The organism is Streptomyces sp. 8K308 (assembly GCF_004348315.1).
Classification (GTDB): domain Bacteria; phylum Actinomycetota; class Actinomycetes; order Streptomycetales; family Streptomycetaceae; genus Streptomyces.
The window spans coordinates 1-15,937 of record NZ_SMKC01000147.1; the positions used below are offsets into that span (position 1 = coordinate 1).

The 15,937-nt window shown below is 73.0% G+C and carries 13 protein-coding genes; 7 read left to right on the forward strand and 6 right to left on the reverse strand.

All coding sequences use genetic code 11. From position 1 onward, the window contains the following. Window positions 1-1,240 (forward strand): branched-chain amino acid ABC transporter substrate-binding protein (locus E1265_RS20145; protein ID WP_165953811.1); only part of this gene is annotated, 1,240 nt, incomplete at its 5' end. Between the two features lie 22 nt (window positions 1,241-1,262). Here the strand turns inward: E1265_RS20145 and E1265_RS20150 are convergent. Both E1265_RS20150 and E1265_RS20155 read right to left on the reverse strand, forming a co-directional pair. Next, a complete protein-coding gene (locus E1265_RS20150) occupies window positions 1,263-1,685 on the reverse strand; it encodes an ATP-binding protein (RefSeq protein WP_132931917.1) in 423 nt (140 codons plus the stop codon). A 237-nt stretch (window positions 1,686-1,922) separates the two neighbouring features. Next, window positions 1,923-2,783, reverse strand: a complete 861-nt coding sequence (locus E1265_RS20155; protein ID WP_132931919.1) for an SDR family oxidoreductase — start codon at window positions 2,781-2,783, stop codon at window positions 1,923-1,925. A 92-nt stretch (window positions 2,784-2,875) separates the two neighbouring features. On the opposite strand from E1265_RS20155, the gene E1265_RS20160 reads away from it, so the two are divergent. The 4 genes from E1265_RS20160 to E1265_RS20175 all read left to right on the forward strand — a co-directional run bounded on the left by E1265_RS20160 (window position 2,876) and on the right by E1265_RS20175 (window position 8,904). Next, window positions 2,876-3,274, forward strand: coding sequence for a helix-turn-helix domain-containing protein (locus E1265_RS20160; RefSeq protein ID WP_132931921.1), 399 nt, complete (start codon window positions 2,876-2,878; stop codon window positions 3,272-3,274). Window positions 3,275-3,410: 136 nt separating this feature from the next. Next, window positions 3,411-5,816 (forward strand): Tex family protein, encoded by a 2,406-nt coding sequence (locus E1265_RS20165; RefSeq protein ID WP_347877226.1) that lies wholly within the window; start codon window positions 3,411-3,413, stop codon window positions 5,814-5,816. A 180-nt stretch (window positions 5,817-5,996) separates the two neighbouring features. Beyond that, window positions 5,997-6,968, forward strand: a complete 972-nt coding sequence (locus E1265_RS20170) for an acyl-ACP desaturase (protein ID WP_132931924.1) — start codon at window positions 5,997-5,999, stop codon at window positions 6,966-6,968. A gap of 328 nt (window positions 6,969-7,296) precedes the next feature. Then, entirely contained in the window at window positions 7,297-8,904 is a 1,608-nt protein-coding gene (locus E1265_RS20175) for an ATP-binding cassette domain-containing protein (RefSeq protein WP_132931926.1), read from the forward strand. A gap of 62 nt (window positions 8,905-8,966) precedes the next feature. Here the strand turns inward: E1265_RS20175 and E1265_RS20180 are convergent, their stop codons facing one another. Next, window positions 8,967-10,733 carry an ABC transporter ATP-binding protein gene (locus E1265_RS20180; protein WP_132931928.1) on the reverse strand — a complete coding sequence of 589 codons (1,767 nt, stop codon included), beginning with the start codon at window positions 10,731-10,733 and terminating at the stop codon, window positions 8,967-8,969. Between the two features lie 481 nt (window positions 10,734-11,214). On the opposite strand from E1265_RS20180, the gene E1265_RS20185 reads away from it, so the two are divergent. Then, window positions 11,215-11,688: an ATP-binding protein gene (locus E1265_RS20185; protein ID WP_132931938.1), complete on the forward strand. Its 474-nt coding sequence runs from the start codon at window positions 11,215-11,217 to the stop codon at window positions 11,686-11,688. Window positions 11,689-11,708: 20 nt separating this feature from the next. Here the strand turns inward: E1265_RS20185 and idi are convergent, their stop codons facing one another. From idi to galE, 3 genes are all read right to left on the reverse strand, one after another. Beyond that, window positions 11,709-12,278: an isopentenyl-diphosphate Delta-isomerase gene (gene idi / locus E1265_RS20190; RefSeq protein ID WP_132931939.1), complete on the reverse strand. Its 570-nt coding sequence runs from the start codon at window positions 12,276-12,278 to the stop codon at window positions 11,709-11,711. A 63-nt stretch (window positions 12,279-12,341) separates the two neighbouring features. Then, entirely contained in the window at window positions 12,342-13,283 is a 942-nt protein-coding gene (locus E1265_RS20195) for a cation diffusion facilitator family transporter (protein ID WP_132931941.1), read from the reverse strand. Window positions 13,284-13,440: 157 nt separating this feature from the next. After that, window positions 13,441-14,445, reverse strand: coding sequence for a UDP-glucose 4-epimerase GalE (galE, locus tag E1265_RS20200; RefSeq protein ID WP_132931943.1), 1,005 nt, complete (start codon window positions 14,443-14,445; stop codon window positions 13,441-13,443). Between the two features lie 192 nt (window positions 14,446-14,637). Here galE and E1265_RS20205 point away from each other — a divergent pair. Then, a partial coding sequence (locus tag E1265_RS20205) for a CDP-alcohol phosphatidyltransferase family protein (protein ID WP_132931945.1) occupies window positions 14,638-15,937 on the forward strand: 1,300 nt, incomplete at its 3' end.

Here is a 15,937-nt window from a genome sequence, read left to right on the forward strand (position 1 = left end):
GCCGAGGGCCGCCCCGCAGCCGCCCCCGCCGCCCGAGCCGGAGCCGACCCGCCGCCGGCTGCTGACCGCCCTCGGCAGCGGCGGACTGGTGCTGTTCGGCGGCGCGCTCGCCGCCAGGCTGCTCGTGTCGCGCTCCGGCGGCGCCGCCTCGGCCGAGGGCCGCCGGCACTACACGATCGGCCTGCACGCCGACCTCAGCGGCCCGCACGAGAAGTACGGCAAGGGCCAGCGGCGGGGCGTCACCATGGCCGTCGAGGAGCTGAACCAACTGGGCAACCTCAGCTTCACGGTGAGCCTGCGCGCCCTGGACGACGGCGGCGATCCCGAGCGCGCGGCCGAGGTGGCGCGGGCGCTGATCGACGACCCGGAGGTGCTCGTCGTCATCGGGCCCACCGGGGATGCCGTCGCGCGGACGGCCGCCGAGGCGTACGGCGCGGCCGGCGTGCCGCTGCTCGCGCTCTCCGCCGGCAGCTTCGAGCCGCGCACCGAGGACGACACGCTGCTGCTCGGCCGGCCCGACACGGCGACGGCGGCGCGGGCGGTGCCGCTGGTGCTCGGCGATCTCGGGGCCCGCCGGGTCGGCCTGATCGACGACCGCACGGCCGACGAGTACAGCTGGCTGGTCACCCGGGCGGTCAGCGACGCCGTGGACCGGCGCGCCGTCGAGCTCACGCCCCGGGTGCTGCCGGCCGGCACCCGGGACTTCGCCGAGGTGGCCGAGGGGTTCACGGCGGCCGGTCTTGACGCCGTCGTGTACGGCGGGTTCGCGGACGGCGCGGGGCGGTTGGCCAGGGCGCTGGCCGAGGCCGGGTACGAGGGCGTCGTGGTGGCCACCCAGGAGGCGCTGGGGCCGGAGTTCTTCGAGTTCGCGGGCGAGGACGCGGCCGGCTGGTACTTCGTCACCACCTACACCGACCCGCTTGGCGACCCGGACGCTAGCGGCTTCGCCACCGTGCACCGCGAGCGGTTCGGCGGCATCGTCGAGCCCTACGCGGTCGAGGGCTACGACGCGGCGCGGATGGTGGTCGACGCCATGCGGGCGCTCGAGCACGAGGCCGCCGGGCCGGCGCGCGCTTCGTTGCTCGCGCAGCTGCGCGGCGCCGAGTACCACGGCCTCGGCCGGCCGTTGGCTTTCGACTCGGGCGGCGGCTACGCCGGCGGCGGGCCGCTCGGCTATCTCTACCGGGCGTCCGCGGACGGCGTGCGGTTCCGGCGCCCCGTCGAGCCGCCCGAGGAGTGAGCGCGGCCGGGGGCGGGGCGGCTCAGGAGCTGGGCGGATCGGTGCTGACCCGCACCCACACCTGCTTGCCGTCCTCGGTGAGCGCGTAGCCGAGCCCGTCGGCCATCTCCCGCAGCAGCCAGAGCCCCCGGCCCTCCTCGGCCGTCCAGTCGGGCAGCGTGATCTTGGGCAGCTCCGTCGAGCGGTCGCTCACCGAGACCTGCACGGCGTTGCCGAGCAACGAGAGCTCCAGGGTGCAGCGCGGATCGCCCACGTGCCGCGCCACGTTGGACAGCAGCTCGGTGACCCCGTGCAACACGACCTCGGTGACCCGCTGCGGTTGCCCCCACTCTCGCATGGCGAGCGAGGCGAGCCGCCGGAAGTGCGCCAGATCCTCGCGCCTGGCCGTCAGCAACCAGCTGTACGAGAGGCGTTGGATCTCGGCGTCCGGGCTGGTGAGCGTCATGATCCCTCCGGTGCTGCACGCGGTGTCAGGAATTGGGTGCGCTGCGTTACGTCTCGCACCCTGCCCCTAACTCCCGGCAGTCCGCAAGGAATTCAGCTGCACGTGTGGAGTTCATATCACTCGAACGAGTGGTGGAGTTGACAACGCTCAGATCGGTCGGTGGCGGGAGCGCTCCCGTGGGCGCGGATGGCCGAAACCGCGTGGGAGGCGGCGGAGCGACGCCCCCCGCGCCCCTGGTCAGGCGGCCTTCAGGGCCACGGCGATCGCGTCGGCCAGCGGCGTGGTCGGTCGGCCGATGAGCCGGGCGAGGTCCCCGCTGGTGTCCGCGAGCAGGCCCCGCGCGATGCCCGAGGTGTCCACGTCCACGAGGATGGCGGCGAACGGCTCGGGCAGCCCGGCGCCGGTCAGGATCGCCAGGTGCTCCTCGGGGGTGACCGGCGTGTAACTGATCTCCCTGCCGGTCTGGCGGGACAGCTCCGCCGCGTACTCGGCGAGGCTCCAGGCGGTGTCGCCGCTCAGCTCGTACGCCTTGCCCTCGTGGCCCTCGCCGGTGAGCACGGCCACCGCGGCGGCCGCGTAGTCGGCGCGGGAGGCCGAGGCCACCCGGCCGTCGCCGGCGCTGGCCACCACCGCGCCGTGTTCGAGCACCGGGGCCAGCTGCTCCGTGTAGTTCTCGTGGTACCAGCCGTTGCGCAGGAGGGTGTAGGGCACCCCGGAGGCCGTGATGACCTCCTCGGTGGCCCGGTGGTCGTCGGCCAGCGTGAAGGTGGCGGCGGGGCCGCCGAGCACGCTCGTGTAGGCGAGCAGGCCGACGCCCGCCGCCTTGGCGGCCTCCACCACGGCCGTGTGCTGGGGGACCCGCTGCCCCGCGTCGGTGCCCGAGATGAACAGCACCCGGTCGCCGGTCCCGAAGGCGCTCGCCAGGCCCTCGGGGGCGCCGTAGTCCGCGACCCGCACGGTCACGCCGCGGGCCGCGAGGTCGGCGGCCTTCGCCTCGTTCCGCACCACCACGGCCACCTGGTCGGCGGGAACCTTCTCCAACAGGGCGTCGACGACCAGCCGGCCCAGGTGGCCGGTGGCGGCGGTGACCACGAACATCGATGTCTCCTCGGTGTTGTCCGTTCTGACAACCCGACCCTAAGCTGCACGCTAACCAAGAGAAAGTACCCACTTTGAAGTAAGGTACTGGTATGACAGTAAGCATTCCGCCCAACGTCAACGCCGCCACCTGCCCCTCCCGGGTGGTGCTCGAGCACGTCACCAGCCGCTGGGGCGTCCTGGTGCTCGCCCTGCTGCTCGACACCGAGCGGCAGCGGTTCAGCGAGCTGCGCCGGGCCATCGGGGGCATCAGCGAGAAGATGCTCGCCCAGACCCTCCAGACCCTGGAGCGGGACGGCATGGTGCTGCGCGAGGCGCGCCCGGTCATCCCGCCGCACGTGGACTACTCGCTCACCCCGCTCGGCCGGGAGTTCGCCGACCGGGTCTGGGCGCTGACCCGGCTGGTTGAGCTGCGGATGCCGGAGATCACCGAGGCCCAGGAGGCGTACGACCTGACGCGCCGGGAGCGGGAGCGCGCCGCGGCCGGCTGACCGCGCGGCGTGCGCCCCGGCCGACACGGGGGCCCGGCTGGCCGGTCGGATGTCGGTGCCGCCTGTCACAATGCTCCGCACGGCGCGGAGTGCGCGCCGGGAAGCCGGGAAAGCGCGGGAAATGCGGAGCGAGATCGTGACACAGTCCGTCGCAGGACGGTCCATCGAGGCCAGGATCGCCGAGGAGCTCGGCGTAGGGGAGGGGCAGGTCAAGGCGGCCGTGGGGCTGCTCGACGGCGGCTCGACGGTGCCGTTCATCGCCCGGTACCGCAAGGAGGCCACCGGCGCGCTCGACGACACGCAGCTCCGCTCCCTGGAGGAGCGGCTGCGCTACCTGCGCGAGCTCGAGGAGCGGCGCGAGGCCGTGCTGGAGTCGGTGCGCGCCCAGGGCAAGCTGGGCGCGGCGCTCGAGGCCGCGATCCGCGGCGCCGAGACCAAGGCCCGTCTCGAGGACATCTACCTGCCCTACAAGCCGAAGCGCCGCACCAAGGCCCAGATCGCCCGCGAGGCCGGCCTGGAGCCGCTGGCCGACGGGCTGCTGGCCGACCCGAGCGTGCTGCCGGTCGCCGCGGCCGCCGCCTTCGTCGACGAGGCGCGCGGCGTGCCGGACGCGGAGGCCGCGCTCGCCGGCGCGAGGGCCATCCTCACCGAGCGGTTCGGAGAGGACGCTGACCTGCTCGGCGAGCTGCGCGAGCGGATGTGGCAGCGCGGCCGTCTCGTGGCCAGGGTGCGGTCGGGCAAGGAGACCGAAGGCGCCAAGTTCGCCGACTACTTCGACTTCTCCGAGCCGTTCACCGAGCTGCCGTCGCACCGGGTGCTCGCCATGTTCCGCGGCGAGAAGGAGGAGGTCCTCGACCTCACCCTGGAGCCCGAGGAGCCGGCCGGCGACGAGGAGCGGAGTGGTGCCGAGCCGTCGTCGTTCGAGCGCGCCATCGCCCACCGCTTCGGCATCGCCGACCGGGGCCGCCCGGCCGACGCCTGGCTCGGCGAGACGGTGCGCTGGGCCTGGCGCACCCGGATCCTGGTCCACCTCGGCATCGACCTGCGCGGGCGGCTGCGCACCGCCGCCGAGGACGACGCGGTGGGCGTCTTCGCGGCCAACCTGCGCGACCTGCTGCTCGCCGCGCCGGCCGGCACCCGGGCCACCATGGGGCTCGACCCCGGTCTGCGCACCGGCGTCAAGGTCGCCGTGGTGGACGCCACGGGCAAGGTCGCCGCCACCGACACGATCTACCCGCACGCGCCGCACCGCCGGTGGGACGAGGCGCTGGCCAGGCTGGAGGCGCTCGCCCTCGAGCACGGCGTCGAGCTGATCGCCATCGGGAACGGCACGGCCTCCCGGGAGACGGACAAGCTGGCCGGCGAGCTCATCGCCAGGATGCCCGAGGCCGGGCTGACCAGGATGGTGGTCTCCGAGGCGGGCGCCTCGGTCTACTCGGCGTCGGCCTACGCGGCCCAGGAGCTGCCCGACCTCGACGTGTCGCTGCGCGGCGCCGTCTCGATCGCCCGCCGGCTCCAGGACCCGCTGGCCGAGCTGGTGAAGATCGACCCGCGCTCGATCGGCGTCGGCCAGTATCAGCACGACCTGTCAGAGGTGAAGCTCTCCCGCTCGCTCGACGCCGTCGTCGAGGACTGTGTGAACGGCGTCGGGGTCGACGTCAACACCGCCTCTGTGCCGCTGCTCGCCCGGGTGTCGGGCATCGGCACCACCCTCGCGGAGAACATCGTGTCCCACCGCGATCTCAACGGGCCCTTCACCAACCGGGGTGCGCTCAAGCAGGTCTCCAGGCTCGGCCCCAAGGCGTTCGAGCAGTGCGCGGGCTTCCTGCGGATCAGGGGCGGGGACGACCCGCTCGACGCCTCGGCGGTGCACCCGGAGGCGTATCCCGTGGTGCGTCGCATGGCGGCGACCACCGGCGGCGACGTGCAGGGCCTGGTGGGCAACGCGTCGGCGCTGCGCTCGCTGCGCCCGGCCGACTTCGTGGACGACACCTTCGGGCTGCCGACGGTCACCGACATCCTGCGGGAGTTGGAGAAGCCGGGTCGCGACCCGCGTCCGGCCTTCCGCACCGCGCGGTTCAAGGAGGGCGTCGAGAAGATCGGCGACCTGAAGCCCGGCATGGTGCTCGAGGGCGTGGTGTCCAACGTCGCGGCCTTCGGCGCCTTCGTGGACGTGGGCGTCCACCAGGACGGTCTTGTGCACGTCTCGGCCATGTCGAAGAAGTTCGTGTCCGACCCGCGCGAGGTGGTCAAGCCGGGGGACATCGTGAAGGTGAGGGTCCTCGACGTGGACGTGGCGCGCAAGCGCATCTCGCTGACCCTGCGGCTCGACGAGGAGCCGGGCTTTGGCGGCGGGCGCGGCGGCCGGGACGAGCGCCGGCCGCGTGGCGAGCGCGGCGAGCGCGGCGGTGGCGCCCCGAGGCAGCGGGACCGGCGCGGTGGCGGCGGTGGCCAGCGGCGGGAGGCGCCGCCGGCGAACAGCGCCATGGCCGACGCGCTGCGCCGTGCGGGGCTGGTGCGCCCCGAGCGCGGCAAGCGCTGATCCGAGGGGTATCCAGGGCGAACGGCCCACCCGGCGGCCCGGACCGACCGCGGTCCGGGCCGCCGCGCTGTGAAGTGGCCCGCCTTTTACGGCCATTCCCTTGCCAGACCGGCGGGTAACAACTTACGGTGCCGTAACCTACGGTCTCGTAGGTATTCGCGTTACCCGCCAGGAGCTTCAGTGACCTTCAGCCCCACCCCTCTGACCAGTTCGGACGAGTGGACCGACGTCCGTCTGATCCATGCCCTGGAGGAGGTGGTGGAGCGCGAGCTCAACCGCCACCTGGGAGTGGCCAAGGACTGGATGCCGCACGAGTACGTGCCCTGGAGCGAGGGCCGGAACTTCGACGGCCCGCTGGGCGGTGAGCCGTGGGCCCCCGACCAGTCCAAGGTGACCGACATCGGCCGCACGGCGCTGGTGGTCAACCTGCTCACCGAGGACAACCTGCCGAGCTACCACCACGAGATCGCCACCATCTTCGGCCGCGAGGGCGCCTGGGGGAACTGGGTGCACCGCTGGACCGCCGAGGAGGGCCGGCACGGCATCGTGCTGCGCGACTACCTGCTGACCACCCGCGCCGTTGACCCGGTCCAGCTGGAGAACTTCCGCATGGCGCACATGTCGGAGGGGTTCGAGTCCGACAACGCGCACTCCATGCTGCACTCGGTGGCCTACGTCGCCTTCCAGGAGCTGGCCACCCGCATATCGCACCGCAACACCGGTCGCGAGTCCGGCGACCCGGTCTGCGACCGGCTGCTGGCCCGCATCGCCACCGACGAGAACCTGCACATGGTCTTCTACCGCAACCTGCTGAAGGCGGCTTTCGAGTTGGCCCCCGACCAGGCCATGCGGGCCGTCAGGGACGTGGTGGTCAACTTCCGCATGCCGGGCCACGGCATCCCCGGCTTCGAGCGCGCCGCCGCCAGGATGGCCATCGGCGGCATCTACAACCTGCGCATCCACCACGACGAGGTGCTCCAGCCGGTGCTGCGCTTCTTCAGGGCGCTCGACGTCGGCGGCCTCGGCGCCGAGGGCCTGAAGGCCCAGGAGGAGCTCGGCCGGTTCCTCGACGGCCTGGACAGCGAGGCCAGCCTCTTCGACGAGCGCCTCGCCGCCCGCCAGGCCCGCCTCGCCGCCCGCGGCAAGGCCTGAGCCGTCGCACGCTCCGCCGGGCGGTGGGCCGGCCCGCCCGGACAGGGCGTAATTCGGTTGCGCCCGCCACCCGGCCCTCCCTAGGGTGCTACCCGGCCTGTCGTCGACATGAGGGGGCCCGTTGGACAGCTGAGGTCGCAGACACCGCGAGCCCGTCGCGCCGCGCGTTCCGAACCGGACGTGTGGTGCCGCGCCGCGCGATCGACCTCGGCTGAGCCGGCCACCCGTCGCCCGCCACGCCTTCCCTCCGATCAGCCAGTCCCGGCCGCCCCGGGCCCGGTGTCTCCATGTGTCGCCCACCGTTCGTGACAAGCACTGGAGCTCCGAGATGCCCCACACCACCGCGCAGATCACCTGTGTCGACCTCGGCTACGCCTGGCCGGACGGCACCCGGCTCTTCGACGGCCTCGACTTCGCAGCCGGACCCGGCCGCACCGGCCTGATCGGCCTCAACGGCAGCGGCAAGTCGACACTGCTCCGGCTGCTCGCCGGGCGGCTCACCCCCACCTCGGGCACGGTCCGGGTGACCGGGGAGCTCGGCTACCTGCCGCAGAACATCACCCTGGACACCGCGCAGCGCGTCGACCGGGTGCTCGGCATCGAGAAGGTCAGGGCCGCCCTGCACGCCATCGAGTCGGGCGACGTGGCCGAGGAGCACTTCGGAGTCGTCGGGGACGACTGGGACGTCGAGGAGCGCACCCGCGCCACCCTCGACCAGCTCGGCCTCGCCGGCGTCGAGCTCGACCGCACCGTCGGCCGGCTCTCCGGCGGCCAGACCGTGCTGCTGAGCCTGGCGGCCCTGCTGCTGCGCCGGCCCGACGTGCTGCTGCTCGACGAGCCGACCAACAACCTCGACCTGCGGGCCCGCGAGCGTCTCTACGCGGCCGTGGCCGGCTGGTCGGGGGCGCTCGTGGTGGTCAGCCACGACCGCGAACTCCTGGAGCGGGTCGACCAGATCGCCGACCTGAGGGAGGGCAGGGTCGTCTGGTACGGCGGCACGCTCTCGGAGTACGAGGCCGCGCTGGCCGTCGAACAGGAAGCCGCCGAGCGGATGGTGCGGGTGGCCGAGGCCGACGTCCGACGGCAGAAGCGGGAGTTGATCGAGGCCAACGAGAAGCTGGCCCGCCGGGCCGGGCAGGGCAGGCGGGAGGCCGAGCGTGGCGGGGCCCCCAAGATCCTGCTCGGCGCGCGCAAGCGGCGCGCCCAGGAGAACGCGGGCCGCCACCGCGGTCTGCACGAGGAGCGCCTCGCCGGCGCCCGGGAGCGTCTCGCCGAGGCCGAGTCGGCGGTGCGCGACGACGACGAGATCCGCGTCGACCTGCCGCACACGGCCGTGCCGCCGAGGCGCCGGGTGCTCGAACTCGCGGACGTGGAGCTGCGGGGCGGCGTCCGCGCCGCGCTCGAGGTGCTCGGCCCTGAGCGGATCGCGCTGACCGGCGGCAACGGCGCCGGCAAGACGACGCTGCTCGAGGCGGTGGCCGGCGAGCTGGCGCCGGTCTCCGGCGAGGTGCGGGTGCAGGTGCCGATGCGGTACCTGCCGCAGCGCCTCGACCTGCTCGACGAGTCGGTCAGCATCGCCGAGAACGTGCGCCGGCTGGCGCCGGGGGCCTCCCCGCAGCACATCAGGGCCCAGTTGGCCAGGTTCCTGTTCCGCAAGGACCGCCCTGACCAGTTGGTCGGCACCCTCTCCGGTGGGGAGCGCTTCCGGGCCTCGCTGGCCGCGCTGATGCTGGCGGAGCCCGCGCCGCAGCTGTTGATGCTGGACGAGCCGACCAACAATCTGGACCTGGCCAGCGTCCGGCAGCTCACCTCGGCGCTGCACTCCTACCGGGGCGCGCTGCTCGTGGTCAGCCACGACCTACCGTTCCTGCGCGAGCTCGGCGTCACGCGCTGGCTCGCCCTGGACGGCGAGCTGACTGAGGTCGAACCGCTGTGACCCCCGGCGGGGCCGGTTCGCCCTACCGGCCCCGCGGCTCGCCCCTCGGGGAGCCACGCCGTTCAGGTCAGCTGGTTGGACTGGAGGCGCGCGTAGGCGCCGCCGCGGCGCAGCAGTTCGGCGTGGCTGCCGACCTCCTGGATCCGGCCCCGTTCGAGCACCACGATCCGGTCGGCGCCGCGCACCGTGGAGAGCCGGTGGGCGACCACGAAGACGGTGCGGCCGCGCATCAGTCGGTCCATGGCCTCCTGGACCAGCGCCTCGGAGCGCGTGTCGAGGGCCGAGGTGGCCTCGTCGAGCACGAGGATCCGCGGGTCGCGGATCAGCGCCCTGGCGATGGCGATGCGCTGCCGCTGGCCGCCGGAGAGCCGGGCGCCGCGCTCGCCGACGACCGTGTCGAGGCCGTTGGGCAGCCGGTCGACGAACTCCAGCGCGTTGGCGTCGCGCAGCGCGTCGCGCACGGTTTCGTCGTCGATGTGGGGCATGCCGTAGCCGACGTTCTCCCGGACGGAGCCCTCGAAGAGGACGGACTCCTGGGGCACCACGGACAGGAAGCGGCGGTAGCTGCGCAGGTCGAGGGTGGCCATGTCGCTGCCGTCGAGCAGGATCCGTCCTGAGACGGGGCGGATGAAGCCGATCAGCAGGTTGAGGATGGTGGACTTGCCGGCGCCGGAGGCGCCCACCAGGGCGACGGTCTGGCCGGGCGGCACCCGCAGGGTGAAGTCGGTGACGGCGGCCGGGCCCTCGCCGTCGTACCGGAAGTCGACGTTCTCGAAGTCGATCCGGCCCTTGACGGCGGTGACCTGGGCCTTGCCCGCGTTGACCTCCAGGTCGGGGGCCTGCAGCACCTCGCCGGCCGAGCGGACGGACTCGAGGCCCCTGGAGATGACGGGGGCCAGGCTCATCAGCATGGTCATGGAGCCGGTGAGGGTGGTGAAGAAGGTGCTGAGCATCACCACGTCGCCGGGGCTGATCGGCAGCCAGGCGTAGTACGAGACCAGCGCCGCGCCGGCGAGGAAGCCGATGCCGATGGCCTGGAGCAGGATCCACGCCAGGGCGCCGAAATGACCGTTGATCAGGTCGAGCCGTATACCCGCGGTGAGTACCTGGCGCAGGGTGCCGTCGACTCGGACGAGCGCGGTGCGCTCCAGGCCGTGGGCCCGGGTGACGGGGATCAGGCTGGTCATCTCGCCGACACGGGAGGAGAGTTGCTCGACCTGGCGGCGGAACCGCTCGTTGTGGGAGCGCAGCCGGCCGCGCAGCCTGCGCACCAGCAGCGTGGTGGCCGGCACCATCACCAGGAAGACGGGCAGCGCCTCGGGTACCCGCACCGCGATGACCACCAGGCCGCCGACCAGGGTGATGATGGCCCCGAGCCCGGTGTCCGCGCTCTGCTGCACGGACTGCTCGATGTTCTCCACGTCCCTGATCACCTTGGTCTGCAGGGCGCTCGCGCTGACCCGGGAGTGGTAGCCGATGGACAGCTCCTGCATCCGGCGGCAGAGCGCGGATCGCAGCCCGGTGCCGACCCGCCGGATGCTGCCGTGCATGCAGCGGACGTAGAGCAGGTGGGTCGGGTAGTTGAGCAGCAGCACGACGACCAGGACCACGGTGTTGGCGCCGAGTTGGGAGATGGGCCGGCGCTCGACGACGATGTCGATGATGTTGGCGGTGACCAGGGGGAGCAGCCAGACCGGGCTGTGCTTGACGATGAACGCGAGCACGGCGACCAGGAGCCGCGGGCGGGACTCCCGGAAGAGATAGGCGAGGGTCCGCACCGGATGTTCCCCCTGGTAGCGGTGTTCCAGGGGACCTTGCGGAAGAGCCATGACAGCAGCACTCCAACGTCCAGGGAATGAGTCGGGATGACCTTGCCCGGCAGATGGCTCGAACACTCTCCGAAATGTCGATAGCGAGTGGTCTCCGCCCTATTCCGTATGGTTCGGGCTAATTCATATACATGGTGATAGTAACCATGTATGGTGCCGACCCTTTCGAAACAGTCGCTGTGTGGCCGCCCAGCGGTCCTATTTCTCAACTTGCGTATAGTCGCGACACATGCGGCGGCGCACTCCGGCGCTCGCGCCAGGGCGGTGGCCCACTACGGGTTCGCAACGGTGCGCCCCGGCCGGTCGGGTGAAGCCCGGCTCGGGTGGCCGCGCGGGGTGGCGTGCCCCCTCCCGAAGTCCTCCGAAGAAGACTGGTCGGGATTCGATCGCATGCGAAACGGTGCGATCGAATTGCACCCTTTTTATGGCGAGTTGAGGTCACTGGGTCATGTCGCCCTGGCACATGCCAAGACTCGGAGCCATGGACAGTAGATCAGGCGCCCTGCCGCTTTCCGGGCTCCCCCCGACCTCCGGCCACGCCGGGATCTGGCGCTTCAGCGTTCCGCCGGTCGAGCACGCGGTGCCGCACGTCAGGCATGCCGTGCGCGATCTGCTCCGCCGGCAACAGGCACCACTCACGGCCGACCGGCTCTACGGGGTGCTGCTGATCCTCTCCGAGCTGGTCACCAACTCGGCCCGGCACGCCGCCCTGCTCACCACCGAGATCGGCGTCGAGGTCGGCTTCGACGCGTACTGGGTCCGGCTCTCGGTCGAGGACGGGCACCCTTACCGACCGCGTGCCCTGGACGTGGCGCCCGACCAGCACCACACCAGCGGGCGCGGCCTGCTGTTGGTCAAGGCGACCGCGCTCGAGGCCGGCGGGGACTGCGGGGTGACGGCGACCGCGACCGGCGGCAAGGTGGTCTGGGCCGCGCTCCCGGTGGACCGGGTCTGAGCCGGGCCCGGCCGGCCGCCTCACCAGCCGGCGGTGGCGCCCGTCAGCTCCCTGATCACGGGCCTGGCCGCGTCGAGCACGGTATGGAACCAGACCGAGAACGCCCGGCCGTCGATCAGCCGGCCGAGCTCCCCCGGGGTCACGAAGGCCGTCTCGTCGACCTCGGCCGGGTCGGGCCGGAGCGGCTCGGTCACCAGACCGGCGAACAGGTGGTTGTACTCCCGCTCCACCAGGCCCGAGGCGGGATCCGGATGGTGGTACCTGACGGTGCCGGCCTCGCGCAGCAGCGCGGGCGCCGCGCCTAGCTCCTCCGAGGTGCGCCGGGTCGCGGCCAGGAACGGCGGCTCGCCCGGATAGGGGTGCCCACAGCAGGTGTTGGACCAGACGCCGGGGGAGTGGTACTTGCCGGCCGCGCGGCGCTGGAGCAGCAGCCGCCCGGCCGGGTCGAAGAGAAAGACCGAGAAGGCCCGGTGGAGCAGCCCGGGCGCCCGGTGGGCGGCCAGCTTCTCCGAGGTGCCGATCGTCGCGCCGTTCTCGTCGACGAGTTCCAGCAGGATCTGACCGGGCTCAACGGCTGTGCAGTGGGGCATATAGCGGGTCTCCCGGTGTTTCCTGGTCGCGCGGTTCGGCTCCGACCAGTGTGCCGCACCGGGTCAGTGACAGAGACCGGCCTCGTGGGCCGCGTGACCCCGCGGCTCCAACTGGAATGTGCAGTGCCCCACATCGAAGTGTTCGCCGAGGCAACCCTGTAGGTCGTGCAGCATCCGCTCGTGCCCCACCGCGTCCAGGGTGTCCTGGTCGACCACCACGTGGGCGGAGAGCACCGGCATGCCGGAGGTGATCGTCCAGACGTGCAGGTCGTGCAGGTCCTCGACGCCGGGCAGTTCCAGGATGTGCGACCTGACCTCGGCGATCCGCACGTCCTTCGGCGCCGCCTCGAGCAGCACGTCGAGCGCCTCACGCGCCAGCTTCACCGTCCGCGGCACGATCAGCACCGCGATCACCAGCGAGGCGATCGTGTCCGCCCGCTGCCAGCCCGTGGTGATGATCACCACCGCGGCGATCACCACGGCCACCGAGCCCAGGGTGTCGGCCAGGACCTCGAGGAACGCGCCGCGCACGTTCAGGCTCTCCCGCTGGCCGCGCATGAGCAGCAGCAACGCTACGCAGTTGAGGACCAGGCCCACCACGCCGAAGAGCACGGTGAGGCCGCCGGGCACCTCGGCCGGCTCGCGCAGCCGCTCGATCGCCTCGAAGAGGATGTAGCCGCCGACCCCGAGCAGCAGCAGACAGTTCACCAGCGCGGCCAGGATCTCCATCCGGGCGAAGCCGAAGGTGCGTCGCTCGCTGGCCGGCCGGTTGGCGACGTGGATCGCGAAGAGCGCCAGGGCGACGCCGACCGAGTCGGTCGCCACGTGGCCGGCGTCGGCGAGCAGCGCGAGCGAGCCGGTGACCCCGGCGCCCACCACCTGGGCGACCAGTAGCGCGCAGGAGAGCGCGAGGGCCCAGCGGAGCCGCCCGACGTAGGCCGCGCCCGCGGTGCCGCCTGAGCCCCCGTGGTGCTGGTGTCGGCCGTGGTTGTGTCCGGCTCCCATGCCGTCGCCCTCCTGAAGTCGATCCGGCGTCGCGACCTCAGTGAACTACGGGTGGGGGGTATATGGCAACGCGGCACTGAACACCGTTGTCATTGCCCTGACCTGCGAGTTTTCCGTGTTCGACAGCGGTGCTCCTGACCGATCGCGAAGCCCGAGGTCAGGCCGGTCCGGGGTGCCGCGCGCGCCAGCCGGCCCAGGCCGAGGCGACCATCTCGGCGAGGTCGCGGCGCGCCTCGAAGGCGAGCCGGTCGCGCGCCAGCGCGGCCGAGGCCACCACCCGCGCCGGGTCGCCGGGGCGCCGGCCGGCGATCTCGGGCGCCGGCTCCCGCACCCCGGTGACCTCCGCCACCAGGTCGGCCATCTCCCGCACCGAGGCGCCGCGCCCGGTGCCGATGTTCACGGTCAGGTCGCCGGCGGCCGCGGGGTCGGCGGCGCGCTCCAGGTGGTGGACCGCCGCGAGGTGCGCCTCGGCGAGGTCGGAGACGTGCACGTAGTCCCGGACGCAGGTGCCGTCCGGCGTCGGGTAGTCGTCCCCGAAGATCACCGGGGCCTCGCCCCGCGAGAGGCGCTCGAAGAACATCGGGATGACGTTGGCCGCCCCCGCGTCGGCCAGCTCGGGCCGCGCCGCGCCGGCGACGTTGAAGTAGCGCAGGCAGACCGTGCCGATGCCGTGGGCCCGGCCGGCGGAGCGCACCAGCCACTCGCCGGCCAGCTTGGTCTCGCCGTACGGGTTCATCGGCCGGCACGGGGTCTTCTCGGTCACCAGGCCACCGGTCAGGTCGCCGGCCTCCGGCATCCCGTAGACGGCCGCCGAGGACGAGAAGACGAAGCGGCGCACCCCCGCCGCCGCGACCGCCTCGAGCAGCACCGTGAGCCCGTGCACGTTGGTCCGGTAGTAGCCGAGCGGGTCGGCCACGGACTCCGCGACCTGCTTGCGCGCCGCCAGGTGCACCACCCCCGTGACCCCGTGCTCGGTCAGCGCCCGGTCGAGCAGCGCCCGGTCGAGCACCGAGCCGACCTCCACGGGCACCTCGGACGGCAGCCGCTCGACCAGCCCGGTGGAGAGGTCGTCGAACACCACGACCCGCTCCCCGGCGGTCCGCAGGACCTCCACGACATGTGCCCCTATGTATCCAGCGCCACCGGTGATCAGCCAACTCATGGCCGCAGCCTAACGGTGGGCGCGCACCGTGTCCGATTGATCGCGTAGGGTCGCATCCGCACCCGTGGCGAGGGGCGACATGAACTCCGGGTTTCCTGGGGCCAACGCCATTCTTGCCGCAGGGTTCTCATCAGATAATCTCTGCCGACGTGCGGGTCGCAGAGCGCGGCCCCGCCTCAAGGAGTGAGTCAGCTGTCGACCGCGATCCTCACCGGTCCGCCCGTCCCCGGGTCATCGCTCGAACACGACCTGACGGCGCTGGGATTCGCCGTGCGGGTCGCGGAGCGGCCCGCCGATCTCGCCCCCGCCCTGGCCGCGGTGCCCGCCGGGCAGCGCGTCGCCGTGGTCGACCCGCGCTTCGTGGGACACCGGCACAGCCTCCGCCTCGGCCTCACCGACCCGCGCTTTAGCGTGGCCGCCATTCCCGGCGCGGTCACCGTACTCCCCGGCGAGCGCGGCGCGCTGACCGCCGCCGCCAGCCAGGACGGCGGTCAGCGCCCGGCCGCCGAGCGGGCCGAGGGCAGCGGCTCGGTCGCCGCCCCGCCGGCCGCCGACTGCCTGCCCGACCGGCTCGCCGCGCGGGTCGAGGCCGAGGGCACCCGGGTGCACCGCCCCGAGCTCGGCACGCTGGTCGCGGCCGTCCCCACCACCGGCGCCGAGCGGGACGCGGCCGCCGCCGCCGTCGCCGGGGTCGACGAGGAGGCCGTCCGGCTGCGCACCGCGGTCAAGTCGCGCGACGGCTTCTTCACCACCCACTTCGTCAGCCCCTACTCCCGCTACCTGGCCCGCTGGTGCGCCCGCCGCGGCCTCACCCCCAACCAGGTCACCACCGCCTCGCTGGTCACCGCCCTGGTCGCGGCCGGCTTCGCCGCCACCGGCACCAGGGGCGGCTTCGTCGCCGCCGGCCTGCTGCTGCTGTTCTCCTTCGTGCTCGACTGCACCGACGGCCAGCTCGCCCGGTACTCGCTCCGGTACTCCACCCTCGGCGCCTGGCTCGACGCCACCTTCGACCGGGCCAAGGAGTACGCCTACTACGCGGGACTCGCCCTCGGCGCCGCCCGCGGCGGGGACGACGTGTGGGCGCTCGCGCTCGGCGCCATGGTGCTCCAGTCCTGTCGTCACATCGTCGACTTCGCCTTCAACGAGGCGCACACCACCACCCAGGGCGCCTCCTCGGCCGCCGCGTCCGCCGCGCTCACCGGCCGGCTCGACCGCATCGGCTGGACCGTCTGGGCCCGCCGCATGATCGTGCTGCCCATCGGCGAGCGCTGGGCCCTCATCGCGCTGCTCACCGCGGTCACCACCCCCCGCGTCACCCTCGTCGTGCTGCTCGCCGCCAGCGGCTTCGCGGCCTGCTACACCACCGCGGGCCGGCTGCTGCGCTCCCGCCGGCTGCCCGCCATCGACGAGGGCGCCGCCCGCGCCCTCGTCGGCCTCGCCGACAACGGCCCGCTCGCCGAGGCCGTCGCCGCGCCCCGCACCCCCACCCGGC

Coding starts and splice junctions, on each gene's coding strand:
- E1265_RS20150 (WP_132931917.1), bottom strand. CDS start 1,685: ATGACGCTCACCAGCCCGGACGCCGAGATCCAACGCCTCTCGTACAGC.
- E1265_RS20155 (WP_132931919.1), bottom strand. CDS start 2,783: ATGTTCGTGGTCACCGCCGCCACCGGCCACCTGGGCCGGCTGGTCGTC.
- E1265_RS20160 (WP_132931921.1), top strand. CDS start 2,876: ATGACAGTAAGCATTCCGCCCAACGTCAACGCCGCCACCTGCCCCTCC.
- E1265_RS20175 (WP_132931926.1), top strand. CDS start 7,297: ATGCCCCACACCACCGCGCAGATCACCTGTGTCGACCTCGGCTACGCC.
- E1265_RS20180 (WP_132931928.1), bottom strand. CDS start 10,733: ATGGCTCTTCCGCAAGGTCCCCTGGAACACCGCTACCAGGGGGAACAT.
- E1265_RS20185 (WP_132931938.1), top strand. CDS start 11,215: ATGGACAGTAGATCAGGCGCCCTGCCGCTTTCCGGGCTCCCCCCGACC.
- idi (WP_132931939.1), bottom strand. CDS start 12,278: ATGCCCCACTGCACAGCCGTTGAGCCCGGTCAGATCCTGCTGGAACTC.
- E1265_RS20195 (WP_132931941.1), bottom strand. CDS start 13,283: ATGGGAGCCGGACACAACCACGGCCGACACCAGCACCACGGGGGCTCA.
- galE (WP_132931943.1), bottom strand. CDS start 14,445: ATGAGTTGGCTGATCACCGGTGGCGCTGGATACATAGGGGCACATGTC.